18 protein-coding genes are annotated in these 23,941 nt (G+C 70.3%); 16 read left to right on the forward strand and 2 right to left on the reverse strand.

Translation table 11 applies throughout. The features are described 5' to 3' along the window. Positions 1-2: 2 nt before the first annotated feature. From kdpA to IFU40_RS01240, 5 genes are all read left to right on the forward strand, one after another. Positions 3-1,676: a potassium-transporting ATPase subunit KdpA gene (gene kdpA / locus IFU40_RS01220; protein WP_191925106.1), complete on the forward strand. Its 1,674-nt coding sequence runs from the start codon at positions 3-5 to the stop codon at positions 1,674-1,676. Continuing rightward, complete coding sequence (gene kdpB, locus IFU40_RS01225) at positions 1,676-3,832, forward strand: potassium-transporting ATPase subunit KdpB (RefSeq protein WP_191925107.1); 2,157 nt, start codon at positions 1,676-1,678, stop codon at positions 3,830-3,832. The genes kdpA and kdpB overlap by 1 nt, the downstream gene beginning before the upstream one ends. 11 nt (positions 3,833-3,843) lie before the next feature. Further along, positions 3,844-4,428 (forward strand): potassium-transporting ATPase subunit KdpC, encoded by a 585-nt coding sequence (kdpC, locus tag IFU40_RS01230; RefSeq protein WP_191925108.1) that lies wholly within the window; start codon positions 3,844-3,846, stop codon positions 4,426-4,428. A 239-nt stretch (positions 4,429-4,667) separates the two neighbouring features. Beyond that, positions 4,668-7,217 (forward strand): DUF4118 domain-containing protein, encoded by a 2,550-nt coding sequence (locus IFU40_RS01235; protein WP_191925109.1) that lies wholly within the window; start codon positions 4,668-4,670, stop codon positions 7,215-7,217. Continuing rightward, positions 7,214-7,885 (forward strand): response regulator, encoded by a 672-nt coding sequence (locus tag IFU40_RS01240; protein WP_191925110.1) that lies wholly within the window; start codon positions 7,214-7,216, stop codon positions 7,883-7,885. Before IFU40_RS01235 ends, IFU40_RS01240 begins: the two co-directional genes overlap by 4 nt. Positions 7,886-7,927: 42 nt before the next feature. Here IFU40_RS01240 and IFU40_RS01245 read toward each other — a convergent pair whose 3' ends face one another. Then, positions 7,928-8,851, reverse strand: coding sequence for an ROK family protein (locus tag IFU40_RS01245; protein WP_191925111.1), 924 nt, complete (start codon positions 8,849-8,851; stop codon positions 7,928-7,930). Positions 8,852-9,006: 155 nt separating this feature from the next. On the opposite strand from IFU40_RS01245, the gene IFU40_RS01250 reads away from it, so the two are divergent. The 10 genes from IFU40_RS01250 (at position 9,007) to IFU40_RS01295 (ending at position 21,186) form a co-directional block, all read left to right on the forward strand. Further along, entirely contained in the window at positions 9,007-9,873 is an 867-nt protein-coding gene (locus IFU40_RS01250; protein WP_191925112.1) for a peptidyl-prolyl cis-trans isomerase, read from the forward strand. Positions 9,874-9,916: 43 nt separating this feature from the next. After that, a complete protein-coding gene (locus tag IFU40_RS17130; protein ID WP_191925113.1) occupies positions 9,917-13,012 on the forward strand; it encodes a discoidin domain-containing protein in 3,096 nt (1,031 codons plus the stop codon). A gap of 89 nt (positions 13,013-13,101) precedes the next feature. Further along, positions 13,102-13,725, forward strand: a complete 624-nt coding sequence (locus tag IFU40_RS01260; protein WP_191925114.1) for a hypothetical protein — start codon at positions 13,102-13,104, stop codon at positions 13,723-13,725. Between the two features lie 56 nt (positions 13,726-13,781). Next, complete coding sequence (locus tag IFU40_RS01265) at positions 13,782-15,050, forward strand: COG1470 family protein (RefSeq protein WP_191925115.1); 1,269 nt, start codon at positions 13,782-13,784, stop codon at positions 15,048-15,050. A 167-nt stretch (positions 15,051-15,217) separates the two neighbouring features. Beyond that, on the forward strand, positions 15,218-16,552 hold the full coding sequence (locus tag IFU40_RS01270) for a carbohydrate ABC transporter substrate-binding protein (RefSeq protein WP_198424664.1): 1,335 nt from the start codon (positions 15,218-15,220) through the stop codon (positions 16,550-16,552). Between the two features lie 69 nt (positions 16,553-16,621). After that, a complete protein-coding gene (locus tag IFU40_RS01275; protein WP_191925116.1) occupies positions 16,622-17,527 on the forward strand; it encodes a carbohydrate ABC transporter permease in 906 nt (301 codons plus the stop codon). Continuing rightward, positions 17,527-18,474, forward strand: coding sequence for a carbohydrate ABC transporter permease (locus IFU40_RS01280; protein ID WP_191925117.1), 948 nt, complete (start codon positions 17,527-17,529; stop codon positions 18,472-18,474). Before IFU40_RS01275 ends, IFU40_RS01280 begins: the two co-directional genes overlap by 1 nt. Continuing rightward, the gene (locus IFU40_RS01285) at positions 18,471-18,674 is read left to right on the forward strand and encodes a DUF6903 family protein (RefSeq protein ID WP_191925118.1); all 204 of its coding nucleotides are present in this window, start codon (positions 18,471-18,473) and stop codon (positions 18,672-18,674) included. The genes IFU40_RS01280 and IFU40_RS01285 overlap by 4 nt, the downstream gene beginning before the upstream one ends. Continuing rightward, complete coding sequence (locus IFU40_RS01290; RefSeq protein ID WP_342343453.1) at positions 18,671-20,116, forward strand: alpha-L-fucosidase; 1,446 nt, start codon at positions 18,671-18,673, stop codon at positions 20,114-20,116. Before IFU40_RS01285 ends, IFU40_RS01290 begins: the two co-directional genes overlap by 4 nt. Before the next feature lie 47 nt (positions 20,117-20,163). Beyond that, positions 20,164-21,186: a LacI family DNA-binding transcriptional regulator gene (locus IFU40_RS01295; RefSeq protein ID WP_198424665.1), complete on the forward strand. Its 1,023-nt coding sequence runs from the start codon at positions 20,164-20,166 to the stop codon at positions 21,184-21,186. A gap of 33 nt (positions 21,187-21,219) precedes the next feature. Here the strand turns inward: IFU40_RS01295 and IFU40_RS01300 are convergent, their stop codons facing one another. Next, positions 21,220-23,034 (reverse strand): glycoside hydrolase family 35 protein, encoded by a 1,815-nt coding sequence (locus IFU40_RS01300; protein WP_342343454.1) that lies wholly within the window; start codon positions 23,032-23,034, stop codon positions 21,220-21,222. Positions 23,035-23,149: 115 nt separating this feature from the next. Between IFU40_RS01300 and IFU40_RS01305 the strand changes: the two genes are divergently transcribed. Continuing rightward, positions 23,150-23,920, forward strand: a complete 771-nt coding sequence (locus IFU40_RS01305) for a glucosamine-6-phosphate deaminase (RefSeq protein WP_191925119.1) — start codon at positions 23,150-23,152, stop codon at positions 23,918-23,920. The last annotated feature ends 21 nt before the right edge of the window (positions 23,921-23,941 follow it).

The raw sequence follows: 23,941 nt of genomic DNA on the forward strand, positions 1-23,941 counted from the left end.
GAATGATCTGGTCCGTCGTGTTGACCAGCCTCACCCTCATCGTCGCCCTGGGACTGGCGTACCGCCCCCTCGGCGACCACATCGCCCGCATCTACACCGGCGCGCGCGACCTCGCCGTCGAGCGGGGCACCTACCGCCTGATCGGCGTCGACCCCCGCAGCGCGCAGACCTGGCAGGCCTACCTGCGCTCGGTGCTGCTGTTCTCGTTCGTGGGCGTCGTCCTCGTCTACGCGATCATGCGGTTGCAGACCGTGCTGCCCTTCTCGCTGGGTCTCGAGGCACCGGGCGAGGCACTGTCGTTCAACACCGCGGCGTCGTTCGTCGCGAACACCAACTGGCAGTCCTACTCGGGCGAGACGACGCTCGGCTACACCGTGCAGTTCGCGGCGTTGACCGTGCAGAACTTCGTGAGCGCCGCCGTGGGCATCGCCGTCGCCGTCGCCCTGGTGCGCGGGTTCGCGTATCGCCGCAGCGGCGTGATCGGCAACTTCTGGGTCGACCTGGTGCGCGGCACGTACCGCCTGCTGCTGCCGTTCTCGATCGTCGCGGCCGTCGTGCTGCTCGCGGGCGGCGTCATCCAGAACCTCAACGGCTTCACCGATGCCACGACCCTCACGGGAGCCGCCCAGTCGATCCCGGGTGGGCCGGTGGCCTCGCAGGAGGCGATCAAGCTCCTCGGCACCAACGGCGGCGGGTTCTTCAACACCAACTCCGCCCACCCGTTCGAGAACCCGACGCCGTGGACGAACCTGTTCGAGATCTTCCTCATGCTGGTGATCCCGTTCTCGCTGCCCCGCGCCTTCGGGCGCATCGTCGGCGACAACCGTCAGGGATACACGATCCTGGGCGTGATGGGGGCGATCTTCGTGGCCTCCACCGCCCTGATGACGTGGGCCGAGCTCGCCGGCGCCGGCACCGCTCCCCAGCTCGCGGGCGGCTCGCTCGAGGGCAAGGAGGTGCGCTTCGGCATCTTCGGTTCGACGCTCTTCTCGTCGACGAGCACGCTGACCTCGACCGGCGCGGTCAACTCGATGCACGACAGCAACACCGCCCTCGGCGGCATGATGCCGATGATCAACATGATGCTCGGCGAGGTCGCCCCCGGCGGCGTCGGCTCGGGGCTCTACGGAATGCTGATCCTCGCCGTGATCGCGGTGTTCGTCGGCGGGCTGCTGATCGGCCGCACCCCCGAGTACCTGGGCAAGAAGATCGGGCCGCGCGAGATCAAGCTCGCGAGCCTGTACATCCTCGTCACGCCCACCCTGGTGCTGGCCGGGACCGCGCTGAGCTTCGGGGTTCCCGGCATCCGGGACGACGTGGAGTCGACCTCGATCCTCAACCCGGGCGTGCACGGTCTGAGCGAAGTGCTCTACGCCTTCACCTCGGCGGCGAACAACAACGGCTCGGCCTTCGCCGGCCTCACCGCCAACACCCCGTGGTTCAACACCGCGCTCGGTGTGGCGATGCTGCTCGGACGCTTCCTGCCGATCGTGTTCGTGCTGGCGCTGGCCGGTGCCCTCGCGGCACAGGATGCCGTGCCCGCCACCGCCGGAACCCTGCCGACGCATCGCCCGCAGTTCGCGGGTCTGCTCGCCGGCGTCGCCGTGATCGTCACGGCGCTCACCTACTTCCCGGTCCTCACTCTCGGACCCCTCGCCGAAGGACTTGCCCGCTGATGTCCACCCTCACCCACGCTCCGGCCCCCGCCGCCGATCCCGCGCAGACCACCCCGCGGCGCGCGTTCAGCGCCGCCCAGGTCGTCGCCGCCCTTCCGGGGGCGGCCAAGAAGCTCAACCCCGCGGCGCAGTGGCGCAACCCCGTGATGTTCCTCGTCTGGGTGGGCGCGGCCCTGACCACGCTCATCGCTCTCGCCGAGCCGTTCCTCGGAGGCGGCGACACCACGCTCCCCGCCGGTTTCACCTGGGGCATCGCCGTCTGGCTCTGGCTCACCGTGTTCTTCGCGAACATCGCCGAGTCGGTCGCCGAGGGCCGCGGCAAGGCGCAGGCGGCGACGCTGCGCAAGACCCGCACGACCACCTCGGCCCGCCGCGTCGTCGCGTACTCCGCCGAAGACCCCTCGGCATCCGCCGCCGCGACCGAAGACGTCCCCTCGGGCGACCTGCGCCTCGGCGACATCGTGCTCGTCGAGACGGGCGAGCTCATCCCCGGCGACGGCGACATCGTGCACGGCATCGCCACGGTCGACGAGTCGGCGATCACCGGCGAATCCGCCCCGGTCGTGCGCGAGTCGGGCGGCGACCGCAGCGCCGTCACCGGCGGCACCCGCGTGCTCAGCGACCGCATCGTCGTGAAGATCACCTCGAAGCCCGGTGAGACGTTCGTCGACCGCATGATCGCGCTCGTCGAGGGCGCTTCGCGTCAGCGCACCCCCAACGAGATCGCGCTGAACATCCTGCTCGCGAGCCTGTCGATCGTGTTCGTGATCGTCGTGCTGGTGCTGAACCCCATCGCCTCGTACGCGGCATCCCCCGTCTCGATCCCCGTGCTCGTCGCGCTGCTCGTCTGCCTCATCCCCACGACCATCGGCGCCCTGCTGAGCGCCATCGGCATCGCGGGCATGGACCGCCTGGTGCAGCGCAACGTGCTCGCCATGTCGGGCCGCGCCGTCGAGGCCGCGGGAGACGTCACGACCCTGCTGCTCGACAAGACCGGCACCATCACCTACGGCAACCGTCGCGCGTCGGCGTTCGTCGCCCTGACGGGCGTCGGCGGGCCGGAGCTCGCGGAGTACGCCTCGCTGTCGTCTCAGGCCGACCCCACGCCCGAGGGCGTGTCGGTCGTCGAGTTGGCGGCGTCCCAGGGCGTCGTGGCAGAGGTGCCCCGGGGCGCCGAGCCCGTGCCCTTCACGGCGCAGACCCGCATGAGCGGCCTCGACCTCGCCGACGGGACGCTCGTGCGCAAGGGCGCCGCGTCCGCCGTGCTCGCCTGGCTGGACGGCTCGGGAGCCGCGGTGCCCGACACCACCCGTGCCGAACTCCTGAGATCCGCGAACGCCATCGCCGAGTCCGGCGGAACTCCGCTGGTGGTCGCCACGCTGGCCCCCGAATCCTCAGGAGTTTCGCACGGCTCGGCCCGGCTGCTCGGCGTCATCCACCTCAAGGACGTCGTCAAGGACGGGCTGCGCGAGCGGTTCGGCGAGCTGCGGGCCATGGGCATCCGCACCGTGATGATCACGGGCGACAACCCCCTCACCGCCAAGGCGATCGCCGCCGAGGCCGGGGTCGACGACTTCCTCGCCGAGGCCACGCCCGAAGACAAGCTCGCGCTCATCCAGCGCGAGCAGCAGGGCGGCAACCTCGTCGCGATGACCGGCGACGGCACGAACGACGCCCCGGCGCTGGCTCAGGCCGACGTGGGCGTCGCGATGAACACGGGCACGTCGGCCGCGAAGGAGGCCGGCAACATGGTCGACCTCGACAGCGACCCGACCAAGCTCATCGACATCGTGCGCATCGGCAAGCAGCTGCTCATCACGCGCGGCGCGCTGACGACGTTCTCGCTCGCCAACGACATCGCGAAGTACTTCGCGATCATCCCGGCGATGTTCATGGGCGTGTTCCCGGGCCTCGCGGTGCTGAACGTCATGCAGCTGTCGTCGCCGGCCTCGGCCGTGCTCAGCGCGATCATCTTCAACGCCGTGGTCATCATCGTGCTCATCCCCCTGGCGCTGCGCGGAGTGAAATACCGCGCGGCCAGCGCCTCGAGCATCCTCAGCCGCAACCTGCTCGTGTACGGGCTCGGCGGCGTCCTCGTCCCCTTCGTCGGCATCAAGCTCATCGACCTCGTCGTGAGCCTGCTCCCCGGTTTCTGAAAGGCCCCGTCATGCGCACCACCCTGCGAACCACCGGCGTCGCCGTCCGCGCGATGCTCGTCTTCACCGTCGTCCTCGGCGTCGGCTACATGCTGCTCATCACCGCGATCGGCCAGGTCGCCCTGCCGTTCGCGGCGAACGGGTCGCTCATCCGCTCGGCCGACGGGAGCGTTCAGGGCTCGCAGCTGGTCGGCCAGTCGTTCCAGGATGCCGACGGCACCGCCCTGCCGCAGTACTTCCAGTCGCGTCCCTCGGCCGCGGGGTACGACTCCTCGGCCTCGACGGGGTCGAACCTCGGGCCGGAGAACAGCGACCTCATCGCCTCGATCCAGGATCACCAGGCGGCGTTCGACGACCTGAACGGTGCCGGCACGATCCCCGCCGACGCGGTGACCGCCTCGGGCTCGGGACTGGACCCCGACATCTCGGTCGCCAACGCCGAGCGCCAGGTCGCGCGGGTCGCCGAAGCCCGTGGCATCCCGGCGTCGGAGGTGTCGACCCTCGTCGCGGAGCACACCCTGCCCCGCGATCTCGGATACCTCGGCGACCCGCGCGTCAACGTCGTCGAGCTCAATCGCGCGCTCGACGCCCGATGAGCGACGAGAATCGCTGACATGGCTCTCGTCGTGGTCCCCGCCGTCGCGCTCCGTGCGCGACGGCGGGTTCGCGTGCGTCGCCCGTCGGGGCAACCCCGGTCGAGTGTCCGGAACACGCCGCTGGCCGCGCGCGGACGCGGCGTGCCGTGGACACTCGACGGGGTATCGGCGCCGCGCGACCGGGCGGTCCCGACCACGGGGTCGGGCATCTCGAGCGACCGACGCCACGGGAGCGCCTCGTGAGGCGCGGGCATCTGCGCGTGCTGCTCGGGGCCGCGCCCGGCGTCGGCAAGACCTACGAGATGCTCGAAGAGGGGCGTCGGCTCGCCGCCGAGGGCCGCGACGTCGTCATCGCGATCGTCGAGACGCACGGCCGCGCCGCCACCGCCGCGCAGGCCGAGGGCCTCGAGATGCTGCCCCGCCGCGCCGTCGAGCACCGCGGGGTGGCGCTCGACGAGATGGACCTGGATGCCGTCCTCGACCGGCGCCCCGCGCTGGCCTTGGTCGACGAGCTCGCGCACACCAACGCCCCGGGCTCGCGCCACGACAAGCGCTGGCTCGACGTCGACGCGCTGCTGTCGGCCGGGATCGACGTCATCACCACGCTGAACGTGCAGCACATCGCTTCGCTCAACGGCGTGGTCGAGAAGATCACCGGGGTCGTGCAGCGCGAGACGGTCCCGGATGCCGTGGTGCGCGCCGCCGACCAGATCGAGGTCGTCGACCTGGCGCCGCAGTCCCTGCGCGACCGCCTGTCGGCGGGGTCGGTGTACCCCGCCGAGCGCATCGACGCCGCCCTGTCGAACTACTTCCGTCTGGGCAATCTCACGGCGCTCCGCGAACTGGCCCTGCTGTGGCTCGCCGACGAGGTCGACTCGGCCCTGCAGCGCTACCGCGTCGAGCAGGGCATCGAGGGGTCGTGGCAGGCGCGCGAGCGCGTGGTCGTGGCCCTCACCGGCGGCCCCGAGGGCGAGACCCTGCTGCGGCGCGGCGCGCGGATCGCCGCCCGCTCGGCCGGAGGCGAGCTGCTCGCCGTGCACGTGTCGACGCAGGACGGCCTGCGGGCGAGCACGCCCGGCGCCCTCGACGCACAGCGGGCCCTCGTCGAGCAGCTCGGCGGCTCGTACCACCAGGTCGTCGGCGACGACGTCGCCACCGCCCTCGTCGACTTCGCGCGGTCGGTCAATGCCTCGCAGCTCGTGATCGGCGTCAGCCGCCGCGGACGGCTGGGCGCGGCCCTCACCGGTCCCGGCATCGGCGCCACCGTCATCCGCGCCTCCGGCGACATCGATGTGCACATCGTCAACCACGCGCGCGCCGGCGGGCGGTTCGCCCTCCCCCGCCTGACCGGGCCCGCGCTCAGCGCGAAGCGTCGCATCCTGGGGTTCGTCACCGCGCTCGTCGGCGGCCCCCTCATCTCGCTCCTGCTGCTGTCGACCGGTTCCGACGACTCGATCACCACCGACGTGCTGGCGTACCAGCTGCTCGTGGTGATCGTGGCGCTGATCGGCGGCATCTGGCCGGCGGTGTTCGCCGCGGTGCTGTCGGGCGTGACCCTCGACTTCCTCTTCATCGCCCCGCTCTACACCGTCACCATCAGCGATCCCGTGCACGCGATCGCCCTCGTGCTCTACGTGATCATCGCGATGCTGGTGAGCATCGTCGTCGACCAGGCCGCCCGTCGCGCCCGCGCCGCCCGCCGCGCCTCGGCCGAGGCAGAGCTTCTCGCCACGGTCGCCGGCAGCGTGCTGCGGGGCGAGAGCGCGGTCCCCGCCCTGATCAGCCGCGCGCGCGAGGCGTTCGGTCTCGCGGGCGTGCGCCTGATCACCGCCGACGGTCAGGTCATCGCCACCGACGGCGAGCCGGTGCGCGACGATCGGTCGACCACCGTGCCGGTGGGTGCCGACCGGGCGATGCTCGAGCTGCACGGCCGCGATCTCGACGCGAGCGAGCGCCGACTGCTCGACGTGGTCGTCGCGCAGCTGGCCGCCGCCCTCGAACGCACCGACCTGGCCGAGACCGCCGCCGAAGCCGGAGCCCTCGCCGAGACCGACCAGGTGCGCACGGCCCTGCTGTCGGCCGTCAGCCACGACCTCCGCCGACCCCTGGCGTCGGCCGTCGCGGCGCTCGGGGGGCTTCGCGCCGCCGGCGACCAGCTCTCCGACAGCGACCGCCGCGAGTTGATCGAGACCGCCGACGAGAGCCTGGCGACGCTGTCGCTGCTGGTGACCGACCTGCTCGACGTCAGCCGCGTGCAGGCCGGGGTGCTCGCCGTGTCGCTCGCCCCCGTCGACGCCGCCGACGTCGTGATCGCCGCCCTCGACGAGCTCGGCCTCGGTCCCGACGAGGTGGAGCTCGCGCTCGACCCCGACCTGCCGGCCCTGCGCGCCGACGGCGTGCTGCTGCAGCGCGTGCTCGTGAACGTGCTCGCCAACGCCGATCGCTACTCGCCCGCGGGTACCCGGGTGCGCATCGCCACCAGCCGCCTCAGCGGTACGGCCGAGATCCGCGTGATCGATCACGGACCGGGCATCGCGGCCGAACGGCGCGACGACATGTTCGCGCCCTTCCAGCGCCTCGGTGACACCGACAACACCGCGGGGCTGGGCCTCGGTCTCGCCCTCTCGCGCGGCTTCGCCGAAGGCATGGGCGGCACCCTCACCCCCGAAGACACCCCCGGCGGCGGACTCACGATGGTGATCGCCCTCCCCGTCGAGGGCGGCGACGCGGCCGGTGCCGACCAGAGCGCGGTGTCGGTGGCATCCGCCATCCGAAGGAGGACGCCGTGAAGGTGCTCATCGCCGACGACGACCCGCAGTTGGTGCGCGCCCTGCGCATCACCCTCGCCGCCCACGGGTACGACGTCGTCGCCGCGGCCGACGGTGCCGCGGCCATCACGCTCGCCGCTCAATCGCATCCCGACATCGTGCTGCTCGACCTCGGGATGCCGCACCTCGACGGCGTGCAGGTGATCCAGGCGCTGCGCGGCTGGACGAGCGTGCCGATCATCGTCGTGTCGGGCCGCACCGGTTCGGCCGACAAGGTCGATGCGCTCGACGCCGGCGCCGACGACTACGTGACCAAACCGTTCCAGATCGACGAGCTGCTCGCCCGACTGCGGGTGCACGCCCGGCGGGTCACGCCGGCCTCGGGCGAGGCGATCGTGCGCTTCGGCGCGGTCGAGGTCGACCTGGCCGCGAAGGCCGTGCTGCGTAACGGCACCCGCGTGCACCTGACCCCGACCGAGTGGCGCATGCTGGAGTTCCTCGCCCGCAACCCCGGCTCGCTCGTCACCCGGCAGACGCTGCTGAAAGAGATCTGGGCCAGCGAGCAGGTCGCCGACAGCGGCTACCTGCGGCTGTACATGTCGCAGCTGCGCAAGAAGCTCGAGGCCGATCCCTCGGCGCCCGTGCACCTGCTGACGGAGCAGGGGATGGGGTACCGGCTGGTGGTGTGACCCGACGTCCCGGTGGCGTCGCGCGCGGTCGCCGACCGACGCTCAGGTGATCGTCGACGACTCTCGCACCCAGTTCGCGGCGCCCTCGGCGGCGGACGACGACGTGTCGTCCACGACGCGAAGGCGCTCCGTGATGCGAAGGTCGCGGAGGAAGGATGACGACGCGGCCTGGTCGTCGATGATGGCGCGCACCCGCGGCATGAACATCGCCTGCGAGGCGAAGACGCCGCCGCCCAGAGCCACCGTGTCGACGTCGTACGCCTGCACGACGATGCGAAGACCCAGCGCGAGCGCCGCGCAGAACGCCTCGACGGCGGTCGCGCTGGACGCCTCCCCCGCCGCGGCGTCGGAGAAGAGCCGGGGGACGCTGCGACCTCCCGCGGCGCGGGCGAGCGCACCTCCGGACGCCGAGAGCTCCAGGCACCCGACGAGGCCGCACCCGCACCGGCTCCCCCGCGGGTCGAAGGGGAGGTGACCGATCTCCCCGGCTGCACCCCGATGCCCGCGCAAGGCGGCGCCGTCGAGCACGACGCCCACTCCGAAGCCCGTTCCGAGGTTGATCAGTGCCAACGACGTCTCTCCCAGACGGTGCGCGAGGCCCTGTGCGGCCAGGGTGACGTCGTTGTCGACGCGCACGGGAACACCGAGCGCAGCTGCCGCGGCATCGGCGAGCGCGAAGCCGTCGAGGCCGATGTTGACGGCGCGACCGACGAAGCCGCGAACGGGGTCCACCGCCCCCGGTACGCCCACTCCCGCCGCGCGCAGCGGGGCCGTGATGCCGGCGAGCCGTCGCGCATCGGCGATCGCCGCGACCACCGACTCCACGACCCCCGAGTCCCCGGGTCGGGTGGGGCGCCGTGCGCGACCGAGCACCTCTCCCTCCTCGTTCATGACGACCGCGGCGGTCTTGGTCCCCCCGACGTCGACGCCGGCGTACACGCCCCGCCCGGATCCTCGGTCTGTCACGAGCTCCCCCTCACGCTCTTTGTTCAGTCATTGTTATCCATATCATTCTGTGTCATCATCATGCCACCGTTGGAAGGACGAAGATGCCCCACCTCACCTCGCGCCCTCTCCGCGTTCGCCGCCCGTCCCGCACAGGTCTGGGAGTCGCTCTCGTCGTGGCAGCCGTCGTCGCCGTCGTCGTCGGCGTCGGCGTCGGCAGCGCGGCGTCCGTCGCTGCGCCTCGGATCGACGACGTACAGGTGTCCGACGCAGAGCTCGCACTCGGTGCCGTGCGCGCCGAGCGCGCCGGCGCCGACGGCACCGACCCCGACGCAGGTCTCGACGAGCTCCGAGACGACTTCGCGCTCTTCACCGTCGCGCGCTCGGTCGGCGCGAGCGACGTGACTCGACCCGACGACATCCTCGGCCTTCTCGACGACGTCAACGGACAGCGTGAATCGACGGCGACCGCGGGCGGCGTGCTGTACGGACCGGTGACGTACGAGGCCGCATCGTTCTACGGCAAGTCCCTCAGCGACATCCGCCAGGCGACGCTCTCGCGGCTCGAATCGGGCGCGGCCGCCGTCGCCGTGAGCGACGCCGAAGTCCGCGCCCGGTTCGACGCCGACCCCGGGCAGTGGGCCGACGCCGCCACGAGCTATTCTCTGACCCGCGTCGAGGTGCCCCCGGCCGCCGACGGCGGCCCCGACGCCGCCGCCTCCGAAGCGATCCGCATCGGCGACGCGGCGCGGGTGTTCGGCGCATCCCCGGGCGAGGCAGTGACCGTGACCCCCGAGGAGCTGGCGGCTGCGACGCTCAGCCCCGAGGCCACCGCCGCCATCGTCGCCGCCCCCGACGGAGCCCTCCTCGGCCCGTTCTCCGAACGCGGCACCTGGGTCGCCTACCGGCTCGACGGGCGGACGTTCGACACCGAAGCCGCGTACGCGCACTACGCCACGCGCATCCGCACGGTGCTCGTGGGCGAACACCTCGACGCCCTCATCGCCGACGCCCGGTCCGCCCAGGTCGTCGCCGGCCCCTGACCCGCTCCCCCATCTGCACCACCCCTACCGAAGGAGAAGTCCCGTGACACACGCACGACGACGGAGCCACTGGTTCCGTTACGCCGTCGCCACCGCCGCCGCCTCGGCCCTGGTCTGGGGGGCTGTCGTCCCCGCGGCCAGCGCCGTCGGGCGAGACGACGCCGCCGCATGGGCCGGCAACGCCGCCAACCCCTACGGCGGCACCGACTATTTCGTCGACGCCACCACCGGCGTCGACACCGCCTCGGGCACCGCCCGCGATCGAGCGTGGAAGAGCCTCGCCCGGGTCAACTCGACCACCTTCCAGCCCGGAGACCGCATCCTGCTCAAGGGCGGCGAGACGTGGGCCGACCAGCAGCTCTGGCCCAAGGGGTCGGGCACCGCGGGGAAGCCGATCGTCATTGACGCGTACGGCGACCAAGCGGCGGGACTGCCGTACATCCGCACGAACGGCAAGGTCACGTCCCCCTTCTCATCGAACGGCCTGAAGAACCCCGACACGGTGGGCCTGACCGGCGCGGTGAACCTGCGCAACCAGGAGTACGTGCACATCGCCAACCTCGAGTTGTCCAATGACGATGACTTCGCCACCGACATCACGAGCGGCAGTTTCGTGCGCGACGGCGTCTCGGTGTCGATCAACGCCGACAAACTGGCTCCCGGCGCCGACACCGTGATGGACGGCATCCGCATCTCGAACCTCGACGTGCACAACATCGACGGCCCCAGCAGCTGGCAGCGCATCCACTACGGCGGCGTCAACTTCCAGGTCTTCGGATCACAGCAGTGGACCGCGTACGGCAAGGGCGGCTACCACTTCCAGGACATTCGGATCGAGAACAACACCTTCACCGACGTGGAGCTGCACGCGGTGCAGTTCGCCTTCAACTGGTTCGGCGACGCCCAGGGCACCACCGACGCGACCGGCAAGTTCCACGAGGGGTGGGAGCAGCTGTGGGTCCGCGACCAGGACCTCTACAGCCGTGACGTCTACATCGGGCACAACTACGCCGAGAGCATCGGCCAGGGCCCCTTCCAGTTCGCGAACACGCAGCGGCTGCTGGCGGAGTACAACGAGGCCAACGGTTGGCTGGAGCGGTACAACCAGGTGTCGGCCGGCCTGTACCTCTGGGCCGGTGCCGACTCGGTCATGCGCTTCAACGAGATCTACGGCGGCCCGGCGAACGAGTACGACGCCACCCCGTGGGACCTCGAGTTCACCAACTTCAACGTCACGTACGAGTACAACTACTCGCACGACAACGAGGGCGGCTGGATGGCCTACATGGGCAACAGCAGCAACGCCATCGCGCGCTACAACCTTTCGGTCAACGACAACGGCGTGATCTGGAAGAACATGCTGTCGACGAACTACTCGCCGACGTACGTGTCGAACAACGTCTTCGTCTACGACGGCAGCAAACTGCAGTCGTTCCACGACGAGGTCTTGAAGAGCCGGGTGTACTTCTTCAACAACGTCTTCTACAACACCTCCACGACACCGACGAACTGGTACCGCAAGGACGGTGCGCTCGACCTCGGCGTGTTCTCGAACAACGCCTACTTCGAGACCGGCGGCACCCCCTCGCCGAAGCAGCCGAAGGACGACGCGGCCATCACCGCCGACCCGCAGTTCACGGGGAACGTCGCCGACTACGCGCGCAACGCGGGAGTGGAGAACATCCGCCAGTCGGCCGGCCTGTTCGCGCTGAGAGACACCTCGCCCCTCATCGACACGGGCCGCTACAACGAGCGCATCGGCACGACGGACTTCTTCGGAAGCCCCAACTACCGCGGCTCGGCACCCGACATCGGCCTCTTCGAAGCTGCGCGCGGCACCGTCGTCACGGCGCCGGTCGACACCGACCCGATCGAGAACGAGGGCGTCGACACGCGCACGAACCTCGCGCTCGGAAAGCCGGCGGTCGCCAGCTCCACCCACCCGCACAACAACTTCGCGCTCAAGGCCGCGAACCTCGTCGACGGCGACCCGAGCACGCGGTGGGCGGCGGCGGACGACGCCACCTACCCCCTCACGATCGACATCGACTTCGGCGCAGCCACACGCTTCGACGAGGTCGACCTGTCGGAGTTCACCGACTCGGGCACCGACGCGCGCATCGCCGCCTTCTCGCTCCAGCGCTGGGACACATCGACCGGTTCGTGGGTCACGTTCGCGTCGGGCGACGGTGTCGGCTCCGACAAGGTCGTGCGCTTCGATCCGCAGACCAGCAGCAAGCTGCGCCTGTCGATCGCGGGCATCAAGACCGGCCAGATCTACGCACCGACCCTGCGCGAGATCGCGGTCTACGACAACGGCACCGTGCAGACCAACCCCGTGGTGACCCCCGCGGCGGGCTTCTACGATCGCAACGCCTCGCAGGCATCGTCCGCGCGCAACACCGTGTCGTACCGAGTCGAGCTCGGCGGAGACACGGTGCGATCGCTCGGATACGTCACGACCTCCGGTGCCTTGGTGGGCAGCCTGGATGCCGCGGACTACACCGTCACCGATGACGCCGGCGTGAAGGTCTACACCCTCACCCCCGCGTTCTTCGCCGACAAGGCCCTGGGCAGCTCCGGCATCGTGTTCGACTTCGCCTCGAACAAGACGTCGCGAGTGTCGATCGAGATCGGCGACACCACCGAACTCGAGAAGGCATTGGCGACGGCGTCCTCCATCGCGCCGGGCACCTCCGCCGCGCACGTCGCCCTTCAGAAGGAGAAGCAGGCGGCTCAGAGCGTCCTCGACGCCGCGAACCGCACGCGCGCCGGTTCGGGCAACGACACCGTCACCCAAACGGCCATCACGAACGCGACGACCACCCTGAAGGCGGCCATCGCGGCAGTGAACCCGCTTTCGGTCGAGGCGACGGCATCCACCCGGAAACTGGGCGGCAAGGCGTACGTCACGGTCGCCGCGGTGAACCGTTCGACGGTGCCCGTGCGCATCGACGTCGTCACGACGTACGGCAAGAAGTCGTTCGCGACGGTGCAGCCGGGCCAGAAGGTGAGCGTGTCGGTCAACTCGGCGAAGTCGTCGATCCCGGCGGGCGCGGCCACGGTGACGGCCACCGCGACCGTGGACGGCAAGAAGGTCACCACGAGCGTCCAGGCCTCCTACGGCGCACAGAACTGACGGGTCGGGCGGGGGCGGCGACGCCCCCGCCCGACCTTCCGGACGGCTCGCCCGTGCGCGTCCGGCACCCGAACATCCCAGGAGAGAACATGAAGAACACCACACGCGTGGGACTCGCCGTGCTGGCGGCCACGCTCATGACGACCGGTGGCGCCGCGATCGCGGCGGTCGCCGCGGATCCGGTGGACGACGGTCAGGTCGGCATCGACGTCGAGATCACGCCGCAGGAAGGCCCCGGCGACCTCGTGCTGACCGTCACGCCCGGTCGCGCGACGCTCACCGAACAGGGGTCGACGGGAGACGTCCGCCAGTTCACCGGCGTCCTGCCGCAGGTGACGGTGACCGACACCCGCGACGCGGAGCAGACGGCAGACGGCGCGCAGTGGTCGGTGCTCGGGTCGGCCAGCGAGTTCACCACCGCCGACGGCGGCGTCATCGACGCGAAGTACCTCGGGTGGAGCCCGCGCCTGGTCAGCGGAGACGAAGATGCGATCTCGGTCGGCGGCGACGTCGACGGAGCGCTGCAGGGCGACGTCGGTAGCGAGCAGAGCCGCGGCCTGAAGGACCAGGAGCTGCTCTACCTCAGCGACGCCGACGCCCTTCCCGAGGGCGGCGTCAGCTCGACGGCCACGGCGGATCTGACCCTTCGTGTGCCCGCGACCGTCGCCGCCGGTCAGTACTCGTCCACCATCACCCTGTCGCTCTTCGAGTGACCTCTCGTGTCCGGCCCGGTCGACGAAGGGACCGGGTCGGACGCTCTGGAACCGTCATGATCTCCCCCCTCTTGTCCCGCGCGGCCGCGATCGTGCTCGGCGCGACTCTGCTCGCCGTCTCGCCGGTCGGCGCCGCGGGCCCCGCCCGCGCTCAGGCTCCGGCGGACGCCTCCGACACCGTCACCTGGTCGGTGGAGCCGGCCGACGCGAGCTCGGCCACGGGAGAGGCGTGGACGGAGCTGACCCTGGATGCCGGTCAGTCCGTCACCGAGCACATGATGATCACCAACCGAGGCGGGAGCGATGTCGTCTTCCGCCTGAGCGCCGCGGACGGCTACTTCACCGACTCGGGTCGATTCACCATGCTCCCCGCCGACGAGGCGTCCGTCGACGCCGGGACCTGGATCACGATCGCCGAGTCCGTCGAGGTCGGAGCCGGGGACAGCGTCATCGTGCCCTTCACGGTGGACGTGCCGGCGAACGCGACTCCCGGCGACCACCCCGCCGGCGTCGCCGCAGGAATCCTCACGGGTGACAGCACGATCGGCGTGGAATCGCGGGTCGGCTTCCGTGTGATGACACGGGTGCGCGGCGACCTCGCGCCGGCACTGTCGGTGGCCGACCAGCAGGCGGTGTACAGCCCGTCGTGGAACCCGTTCCTTCCGGGCTCGCTCACCGTCACGGCCACGATCGTGAACTCCGGCAACACCCGGATCGGGGCGCTCCCCCGCGTCACCTCATCCGGCCCCCTCGGACTTTTCGCCACCGACACGACGCCCGCGCAGATCGCGGAGTTCGCCCCGGGCGAGTCGCGCACGATCACCACCGTCATGCCCGAGGTGTGGCCCGCTTTCTCGACGCAGGTGCGCACGACGGCGGCATCCCTCGCCGTCGGCGGCACCGAACCGCTTCGCGAGGCCACCGGCAGCGCGCAGACGACCGTCGCAACGATCCCGTGGAGCCATCTGCTGCTGCTCGCGACGCTCGCTCTGGCGGTCGTGCTGCTGAGATGGCGAGGCACCACACGGAGGAAGACCGTTGCCCGGATGGTCGACGAGGCGCGTGAAGAAGGTCGGCGTCAGGGCTCGATGACGAACGCGGGGCTCGCGGTGCTCGTCATCGCCGCGGTAGCCGGTGGCATCGTCGTGAGCGGTGCCTCACCCCCCCTGGCGTCCACGGGCCGCAGCGCCGTCTTCGTCGATGTCGACGTGACGCCGCTTTCCCTTGCGCCGTCGATGTCGCCGGGCACCCCGCCGCCGACCCCGGCACCCGCCCGCGCAACGTGGGTCATGACGAGAACTTCGGCCGTCATTTCCGTTTCGTAACGGTCGGAACACAACGGATTGATGGCAGTTGTCATCGATGCCAATTGCTGCCATCATGGTCACACCCGAGCACCACTGGGCATGAAACGAAGAAGTTCATCGCTGCGACGCAGCATCTGCGCCGGCTCGAACCCGAACCGGTCGGCGCACCACCCGAAAGGAATCTCGTGAAGAAGACCACACTCGCCGGAGCGGTGGCGATGCTCACCACGATCGGCCTCCTCGCCGGCTGCGCCGGCGGACAGACCGACGCGTCCGGCAGCGGCTCCGCGGGCACGCTGAAGGTTGCGGCGTTCGAGGGCGGCTACGGCTCCGAGATGTACCAGCAGGTCGTCGACGCCTACAAAGAGGTCGCTCCCGACGTGACCATCGAACTGACGACGAGCAAGACCCTCGCCCAGGAGCTCACGCCCCAGGTCGCCGCCGGCGACTTCCCCGACGTGGTCATCCTCGGCCAGGGCGCCAAGGAGGGCTTCACCGAGGGCTTCATCCGCGACCGCGGTCTCGAGGACCTCACGAGCGTCCTCGACGAGACCGTCCCGGGCGAAGACGTGACCGTCGGCTCGAAGCTCACCGAGGGCATCGTCGGAAACCTCAACACCAACCCCTACGGCGACGACCAGGTCTACCTGATGCCGATGTACGCCTCGCCGACCGGCCTGGTCTACAACAAGGGCCTGTTCGAGCAGAAGGGCTGGGAGGTGCCGACCACGTGGGACGACCTGTTCGCGCTGGGCGACACGGCCAAGGCCGAGGGGATCTCGCTGTTCACGTACCCGACCGCGGGTTACCTGGACTCCTACTTCTTCGCCCTGCTGTCCTCGATCGGCGGCGACGACTTCTACCGCGACGTCGTCACCTACAAAGAGAACGTGTGGGAGCAGCCCGAGGCTCGAGAAGCCCTCGAGCTGACCACGAAGCTGCTCACCGACTACACCGCCCCGTCGACCGTCGGCTACGCCAATGGCCAGGACTTCACGAAGAACCAGCAGACGATCCTCGACGACACCGCGCTGTTCATGCCCAACGGCACCTGGATCGCGAACGAGATGAAGGACGCGCCCCGCGCCGACGGCTTCGCCTGGGGCCTGGCACCCGTGCCGGCCGTGACGACCGGCGGCGACCGTTACCTGACGACGTTCGTCGAGAACGCCTGGGTTCCCAGCGGCGCGAGCAACAAGGACGCGGCGAAGGACTTCATCGCGTTCCTGTACTCCGACAAGGCGGCCGCGATCTTCGCCGAGACCGGCGCCGTCCAGCCGATCACCGGCCTGGCCGACACCCTGTCGGGCGACTCGGCCGAGTTCTACGCGGCCTACAGCGAACCGGATGTGACGGCACTCGTCGGCGGTTTCGCCGCCACCGAGCCGGTGCCCGGCGTCGACCTGAAGGCCACGCTCTTCGACACCGCGAACAGCATCATCAACGGAACAGTCACTCTCGACCAGTGGCAGGACCAGGTGAACGAGGCGAGCAACCGCCTCGGCGCCGCCGCGAAGTAGTCTCCCCCCACCGGTCGCCCGCCGCACTCCGCCGGCGGGCGACCGGTGTTCGCTCCCCGAGAGGCCCCCATGTCCCGTCGTTCCTCCGCACTCACGCGCGGTCGAGGTCGCTTCGTCTTCCTGTGCCTGACCCCGGCGTTCCTCCTCTATGTCGTGTTCATGGTGATCCCCACCGTCGACGTCTTCCGCATGTCGCTCTTCCAATGGACCGGCTTCACCGGCACCGCCCGATTCATCGGCTTCGACAACTTCGTCGCGCTGGCCGGTGACACCCAGTTCCTCCGGTCGCTGCAGAACACCCTGCTGCTGCTGGTCGTCGTGACGATCGTCACCATGGCCGGCGCGCTCACCCTCGCCGCGCTGCTCATGAACCCGCGTCTGAAGGCGCGCAACTTCTACCGCTTCGTGCTGTACCTGCCGAGCGTGCTCTCGATCGTCGTGGTCGCGGCCATCTTCTCGGCGGTCTACGACCAGCAGAGCGGCCTGCTGAACAACTTCCTGTCCGCGATCGGTCTCGGCCACCTCACGCAGGTGTGGCTGGGGAACGAGGGCATCATCATGTACAGCATCGCCATCGCGATGCTGTGGCAGTCCATCGGCTACTACGTCCTGCTCTACCTCGCGGGGATGAGCTCGATCCCGGCCGAGGTCTACGAGGCCGCGGCGATCGACGGTTCCGGTCCCGTGCGCACCTTCTTCACGATCACCCTGCCGTTGGTGTGGAGCACGCTGCGTACGACGCTGACGTTCTTCATCATCTCGTCGATCAACCTGGCCTTCGTCCTCGTGCGGGCCCTGACCGACGGCGGACCGAACGGCTCGTCCGACGTGCTGCTCAACTACATGTACCGGCAGGCGTACACCAACTCCAGCTACGGCTACGGCATGGCGATCGGCGTGGTGATCTTCGTGTTCTCGTTCGTGCTCGCGCTGATCATCAACCGCGCCACCAAGCGAGAGGTCTACCAGTTCTGATGGCTCTGAACCTCACCCCCGTCCGCCCCGACGCTGCGGCGTCGACACCGCGACGACGACTCGTCCCCGTCCGCCCCGGCTCCGCCCGGGCCGGCGGTCGCCTGAACCGGACGATCGTCAACGTGGTGATGATCGCCCTGTGCGCGGCGATCATCGTGCCCACCGCGTGGGTGTTCATGGCATCCGTCAAGACCCGACCGGAGTTCTACGGCGACCCGTGGGCCCTCCCCCTGGGCGTGCACGTGCAGAACTTCGTCGACGCCTTCGTCAACGCGCGCATGGGCGACTACTTCGTCAACTCGATCTTCGTCACCGTGCTGGCCCTGGCCATCTCGCTCGTCGTGGCGGTGCCGGCGGCCTACGTGCTCGCGCGATTCGAGTTCCGCGGCAAGTCCGTGCTCGAGGTCGCCATCCTCGCCGGGCTGTTCATCAACGTGAACTACATCGTCGTTCCGATCTTCCTGCAGCTGTTGGGATGGGACCGCGCCCTGCGCGGACTCTTCCCCGAGGGTGTCTTCATCGACAACCTGGCCGTGCTGGCGCTGGTCTACGCGGCCACGTCGCTGCCGTTCACGATCTATCTGCTGTCGACCTTCTTCCGCACCATCCCGGTCGAGTACGAAGAGGCCGCGATGCTGGACGGCAGCTCACGCTTTCGCACGATGGTGTCGGTGATGCTGCCCCTGGCGCTGCCGGCGATCAGCACCGCGCTGCTGTTCAACTTCTTGGCGTACTGGAACGACTTCATCATCTCGCTGACGCTCGTGCCCGGTGATTCCAAGACGCTGCAGGTGGGTCTGCTGAACCTGTTCCAGGCGCAGCGCGCCGCGGCCGACTACGGCGTGCTCTACGCCGGAATGGTCATCGTGATGGTGCCGGTCATCGTCTTCTACGCGATCATCCAGCGCCGACTGCTGCAGTCGGTGGGAGGAGGAGGAATCAAATGACCGCTCCCGAGCCCCGCCGCCGGAGCATCGACGTCCGCGAGGTCGTCACCGGCGTCCTCGCCCTCGTCGTCGCCGTCGCCTGCGTTCTGATCGTCATCGTCAACCAGCAGACGGTCGGCTGGCCCCACTTCTTCGCGATGATGGCCGCACTGCTCGGCCTGATCGTGCTGCTCGCCCTGTACAACCGGAGATATCGGTGACCGCACCCCTCTCGCCCCGTGTCCGCACCGCCGCCGGCGTCTTCCCCTCCGCGCGCCAACTGGCGTGGCAGCGGCGGGAGTTCACCGCCTTCCTGCACGTCGGGATGAACACCGTGACCGACCGGGAATGGGGCCTCGGCCACGAGGACCCCGCTCTGTTCGACCCGTCGGGCGTCGACACGGATCAGTGGATGCGGAGCATCGCCGCCTCGGGCGCGCGCGGCGTGATCCTCACGGCCAAGCATCACGACGGCTTCTGTCTGTGGCCGAGCGCGCTCACCGCCCACTCCGTCGCCACCAGTCCGTGGCGTGACGGTCGCGGCGATCTCGTGCGGGAGAGCGCCGAGGCGGCCGCCCGCCACGGGCTCGCGTTCGGGATCTACCTGTCGCCCTGGGACCGCACCGACGCGCGGTACGGCAGCGGCACCCCCTACGACGACTTCTTCGTCGGTCAGCTCACCGAGCTGCTGACGGGATACGGCCCCATCTCGACCGTCTGGCTCGACGGCGCCAACGGCGAGGGCCCCGACGGCCGGGTGCAGACGTACGACTGGGATCGGTACTACGAGGTCGTCCGCCGGCTCCAGCCCGATGCCGTCCTCAGCGTCTGCGGGCCCGACGTCCGCTGGTGCGGCAACGAGGCCGGGCACACCCGTGCCGACGAGTGGAGCGTGGTGCCCGCCTCGCTCCGTGACGCCGAGCGGGTGGCATCCCGTTCCCAGCAGCAGGACGATGCGGCGTTCGCCCGCCTCGTGCGCTCCGACGAGGACGACCTCGGCTCGCGCGCCGCTCTCGAGGCCACCGACGACGACCTCGTCTGGTACCCCGCCGAAGTGAACACCTCGATCCGCCCCGGGTGGTTCCACCACCCCGCCGAGGATGAGCAGGTGCGGTCGGCGACGGAGCTGTTCGACATCTACCGGCGCAGCGTCGGGGGGAACAGCGGCTTCCTGCTGAACGTCCCGCCCGATGCGAGCGGGCTGATCTCCGCGCCCGACGTCGAGGCGCTCCGGGGGCTGGGCGCTCTCGTCGCCGAACTCGCGGATCGCGACCGCGCCGCTCGAGCGACGGTGACCGTGGCGGGACGCCGGGTCGATCTGCCCACGCCGGACGCGACGCTGGATCTGCGCGAGGGCGACACCGTCTCGGTGCGCTGGGACGAGCCCGTCGAGATCGACGGGGTGATCCTCGACGAGGACATCGCGCGCGGCCAGCTCATCGACCGTCTCCAGGTCGACCTCGAGGACGTGGACGGCACGACCCGTACCGTCCTGACCATCGGCGCCGTGGGGTATCGACGCATCGCCGAGCTCCCGCTCCGGCGGGTCCGCGCCGCGCACATCCGCCTCGTCACCGCGCGCGGGCCCATGCACCTCAGCCGTCTCTCCTTCCTCGCCCCCTCCCGTCTTCTCGCGGGCGCAGGCGCCGCGCGGCTAGCATGAGAGTTCTGGTCGCCGCAGGGCGCGCCAGAGAGGGGATCACCGGGGACATGGCCACGGAGCAGGGCGTCGGCAGGCGCATGCGCGCGCCCACGATGGCCGACGTGGCCTCGGTGGCAGGGGTCTCTCCGCAGACCGTGTCGCGCGTGCTCCGCGGACACCCGAACGTCTCGGACGTCACGCGACTGCAGGTCGAGGACGCCGTCGAACGGACGGGCTACCGGCGCACGGGACTCGCCCGCGCCCTCGTCACGGGACGCAGCATGACCCTGGGCGTGCTCACCCACGAGTCCGACCAGTACGCCCCCGCCGCGATCATGCTGGGCGTCAACCGGGCCGCGCGCGAACGCGGCTACTTCGTCAGCGCCGCGGGAACGACCTCCGTCTCGCCCGCCGCCATCACCGACGGCGTCGAGCACCTGCGCGACCAGGGCGTCGACGGTCTCATCGTCGCCGTCCCGATCTGGGACGAACTCGCCCTCGGACGCGTCACCAACGGCCTGCCCACGGCGGTCATCGACGGCTCGAGCTCTTCCGAAGACGATGTGGTCGCCCTCGACCAGGAGCAGTCGGGGCGCTTGGCCACCGAGCACCTGCTCGAGCTCGGGCACGAGACCGTCTGGCATCTCGCCGGCCCCTCATCGTGGCGGGACGCCTCGGGACGCACGACGGGGTGGGAGGCCGCCCTGCGCGAAGCCGGTCGGTCCGTTCCCCCCGTGCTGCACGGCGACTGGACCGCCGAGTCCGGGTACCGCAACGGCCTCATCGTCGCGCGGATGCCCGACGCCACGGCGGTCTTCACCTCGTCGGACGAGATGGCCTTCGGCCTGCTCCGCGCTCTCGCGGAACAGGGGCGCCGCGTCCCCGAAGACGTCTCGGTGGTGTCGATGGACGACATCCCCCTCGCCCAGTACGCTCACCCGCCGTTGACGACGATCCGACAGCCGTTCGAGCAGATGGGGCGGATCGCCGTCGAGCACGTGCTCGCCGCCATCGACGACCCCAGCATCGAACGCACGCGCGTGACCGTCGCCCCCGAGCTCGTCGTCCGCTCCAGCACCGCGCGCCGCTGAGCGGAGCCGCGTGACCCGACGGCGTCGGGGCGCTCAGAAGTGCTCGATGTACTCCTCTTCGGGGCCGAGCTCGGGGCGATCGCGGAGCTCGATGCGAGTACCGCGGCGCTCCAACTCGAGGACGGTCACGACGTTCGCGCCGGTGCGCAGCAGGGGCGCGGGCACGTAGAGGGTCTGCTGGGGTCCGATCTCCCAATACCGGCCCAGCAGGAAGCCGTTGATCCAGACGAATCCGCGCGCGAACCCCGGCAGCGCGAGGTGGGCGTCGGCGGGCTCCGGGAGGGAGAACGTCGCCGTCGCTCCCCCGGCCACGTCGGCCGTGCCCGGCGCGGCGAGACGCGCGAGCTGGGCCTCGCCGGCGGCGGCGACATCGATCGACGAGGCCTCCCACCGCTGCACGATGCGCCGCTGCACGAGCATCGGGTCCAGCAGGCCTTTCCGCTCGCCCAGGGACCAGCCGTAGTTCACGCGACCCATGTTGTCGACCACGACGTCGACGCGCGCCGGGGCACCCGCCCCCGTGACGGTGACGACTCCCGACTCGGTGACCGTTCCGACGTGGCGACCGTCGACGCGGACCATCGCCCGGTCGGCGACACGGGGGAAGACGAGCTCGACCTCACCGGTGGGGAGCACGACCTCGGCCGAGAGCATCAGCATCCCGGAGTCCTGACCGAGGTCTTCGAAGGCGACGGTGGATGCCACGGACCGCGGCGTTCCGGCGAGGCTCGCGAGAGCTTCCCCGAGGCCCGCTCCGTCGGTGACGTCGGCCTGCTGGGGTGCGACCATGCGCGGCGGGCGGGAGACGATGGGGGCGGTCGCCCCCAGCACCTCGCGCATCGCGTGGAACTTCTCGGTCAGCGTCCCGTCCTCGGCGATCGGGGCGTCGGAGTCGTAGCTGGTCACCGTGCCGCGCAGTTCGCCGTCGACGCGGTTGGCACCGGCCCACAGTCCGAAGTTGGTGCCCCCGTGGGCCATGTAGAGCGCGACGCTGCCCCCGTCCTCGACGATGGCGGCCAAGGTCTCGGCCGCATTGTCCGAACCGCGCACATGGTGGGGGTGCCCCCAGTGGTCGAACCAGCCGTTCCAGTACTCGGCGACGAGGAGGGGCTCGTCGGGACGACGGCTGCGCGCGAGGTCGCGGGCGGCGCCGACGCGCGAGCCGAGGGTCAGTCCCTGAAGGACCCCGTCGACGGCCCCGGCGTCGAGCATGAGCTCGGTCGGTCCGTCGGCGGTGAACAGCAGCTCGGAGATGCCCCGGTCGCGCAGCTCCCGCGCGATCGTGGCCGGGTAGGAGCGATCGTCACCGAAACTGCCGAACTCGTTCTCGACCTGCACCGCCACCACGGGTCCGCCGACGTTGGCCTGCAGGGCTGCGATCCGGGGCAGCAGGTGAGCGAACCACTCGCGCACCGGCCCGAGGAAGCGTTCGTCGGAGGAACGCAGGGGGATGCCGCGGGCGGTGAGCCACACGGGGAGGCCCCCGTTGGACCACTCGGCGCAGATGTACGGTCCCGGCCGCACCGTGGCATCCAGACCCAGGTCGCCGGCGATGCGCAGGAAGCGCTCGAGATCACGCCACCCGGTGAAGTCGGGGGCCTGATCGGGGAGGGGCTGGTGGAAGTTCCACGGCACGTAGGTGTCGACGGTGTTGAGGCCCAGATCCTTCACCCGCTGCAGGCGATCGCGCCATTGGTCGGGGTGGATGCGGAAGTAGTGCACCGAGCCCGACAGCAGTCGCGTCGGGGCGCCGTCGCGCATCAGGCGGTTGCCGGTCCACGTCAGCGTGGGCGTCGGCGCGAGGGGGGCGGCGTCATCGGCGCGGGGGCGAGGAAGAGTGTCGGTCACTGTGGCCAATCCTGTCGGAGCGACCTCAGTCTGACATATTGTTGGCATCGATGCCATAGATTGCCATGCGACGTATCGGCCCCCTGTTCACGACGATCCCCACCGGAGGAACCCCATGCAGGTCGTCATCACCCCCACCCCGGAAGCCGCGGGCGAGTACGCGGCCGACATCTTTCAGCGACGAGCCGAAGAGGGCGCGCTCCGCGTGATCGGAGTCGCGACGGGATCGTCACCCCTTCCGGTCTACGAGGCCCTGCAGCGTCGCGATCTCGCCGCGATCCGCGCCGCCCGCGCCTTCGCTCTCGACGAGTACGTGGGGCTGCCGTCGGGGCACCCGCAGAGCTATCGCTCGGTCATCGCCCGCGAGGTGACCGAGCGCCTCGGGCTCGACCCCGAGCGCGTCGAGGTCCCCGACGGCTCGCCCGACGCCCTGTCCACCGCGGGCGAGCGATACGAGGCGCTCATCGCCCAGGCGGGCGGAGTCGACGTGCAGATCCTCGGCATCGGCACCACGGGTCACATCGGCTTCAACGAACCGACGTCGTCCCTGGCATCCCGCACCCGCGTCAAGACCCTCACGGCGCAGACCCGGTGGGACAACGCGCGTTTCTTCGACTCCCCCGACGACGTGCCCCGCCACTGCGTCACCCAGGGTCTCGGCACGATCCTCGAGGCCCGCGAGATCGTGCTCATCGCGCTCGGCTCGGGCAAGGCCGCGGCGGTCGCCGCGACCGTCGAGGGCCCCGTCACCGCGATGTGCCCCGCGTCGGTGCTGCAGCTGCACCCGCGCGTGACCGTCGTGGCCGACGAGGCGGCGGCGGCCGGGCTGCGGCTGCGGTCGTACTACGACGACGTCTTCGCCCACCGTCCCGATTGGCAGGTGTGACGGCGACAGCGCTCGCGGGGG

Origin of the sequence: Microbacterium sp. CFBP 13617 (assembly GCF_014839445.1) — a bacterium.
Classification (GTDB): domain Bacteria; phylum Actinomycetota; class Actinomycetes; order Actinomycetales; family Microbacteriaceae; genus Microbacterium.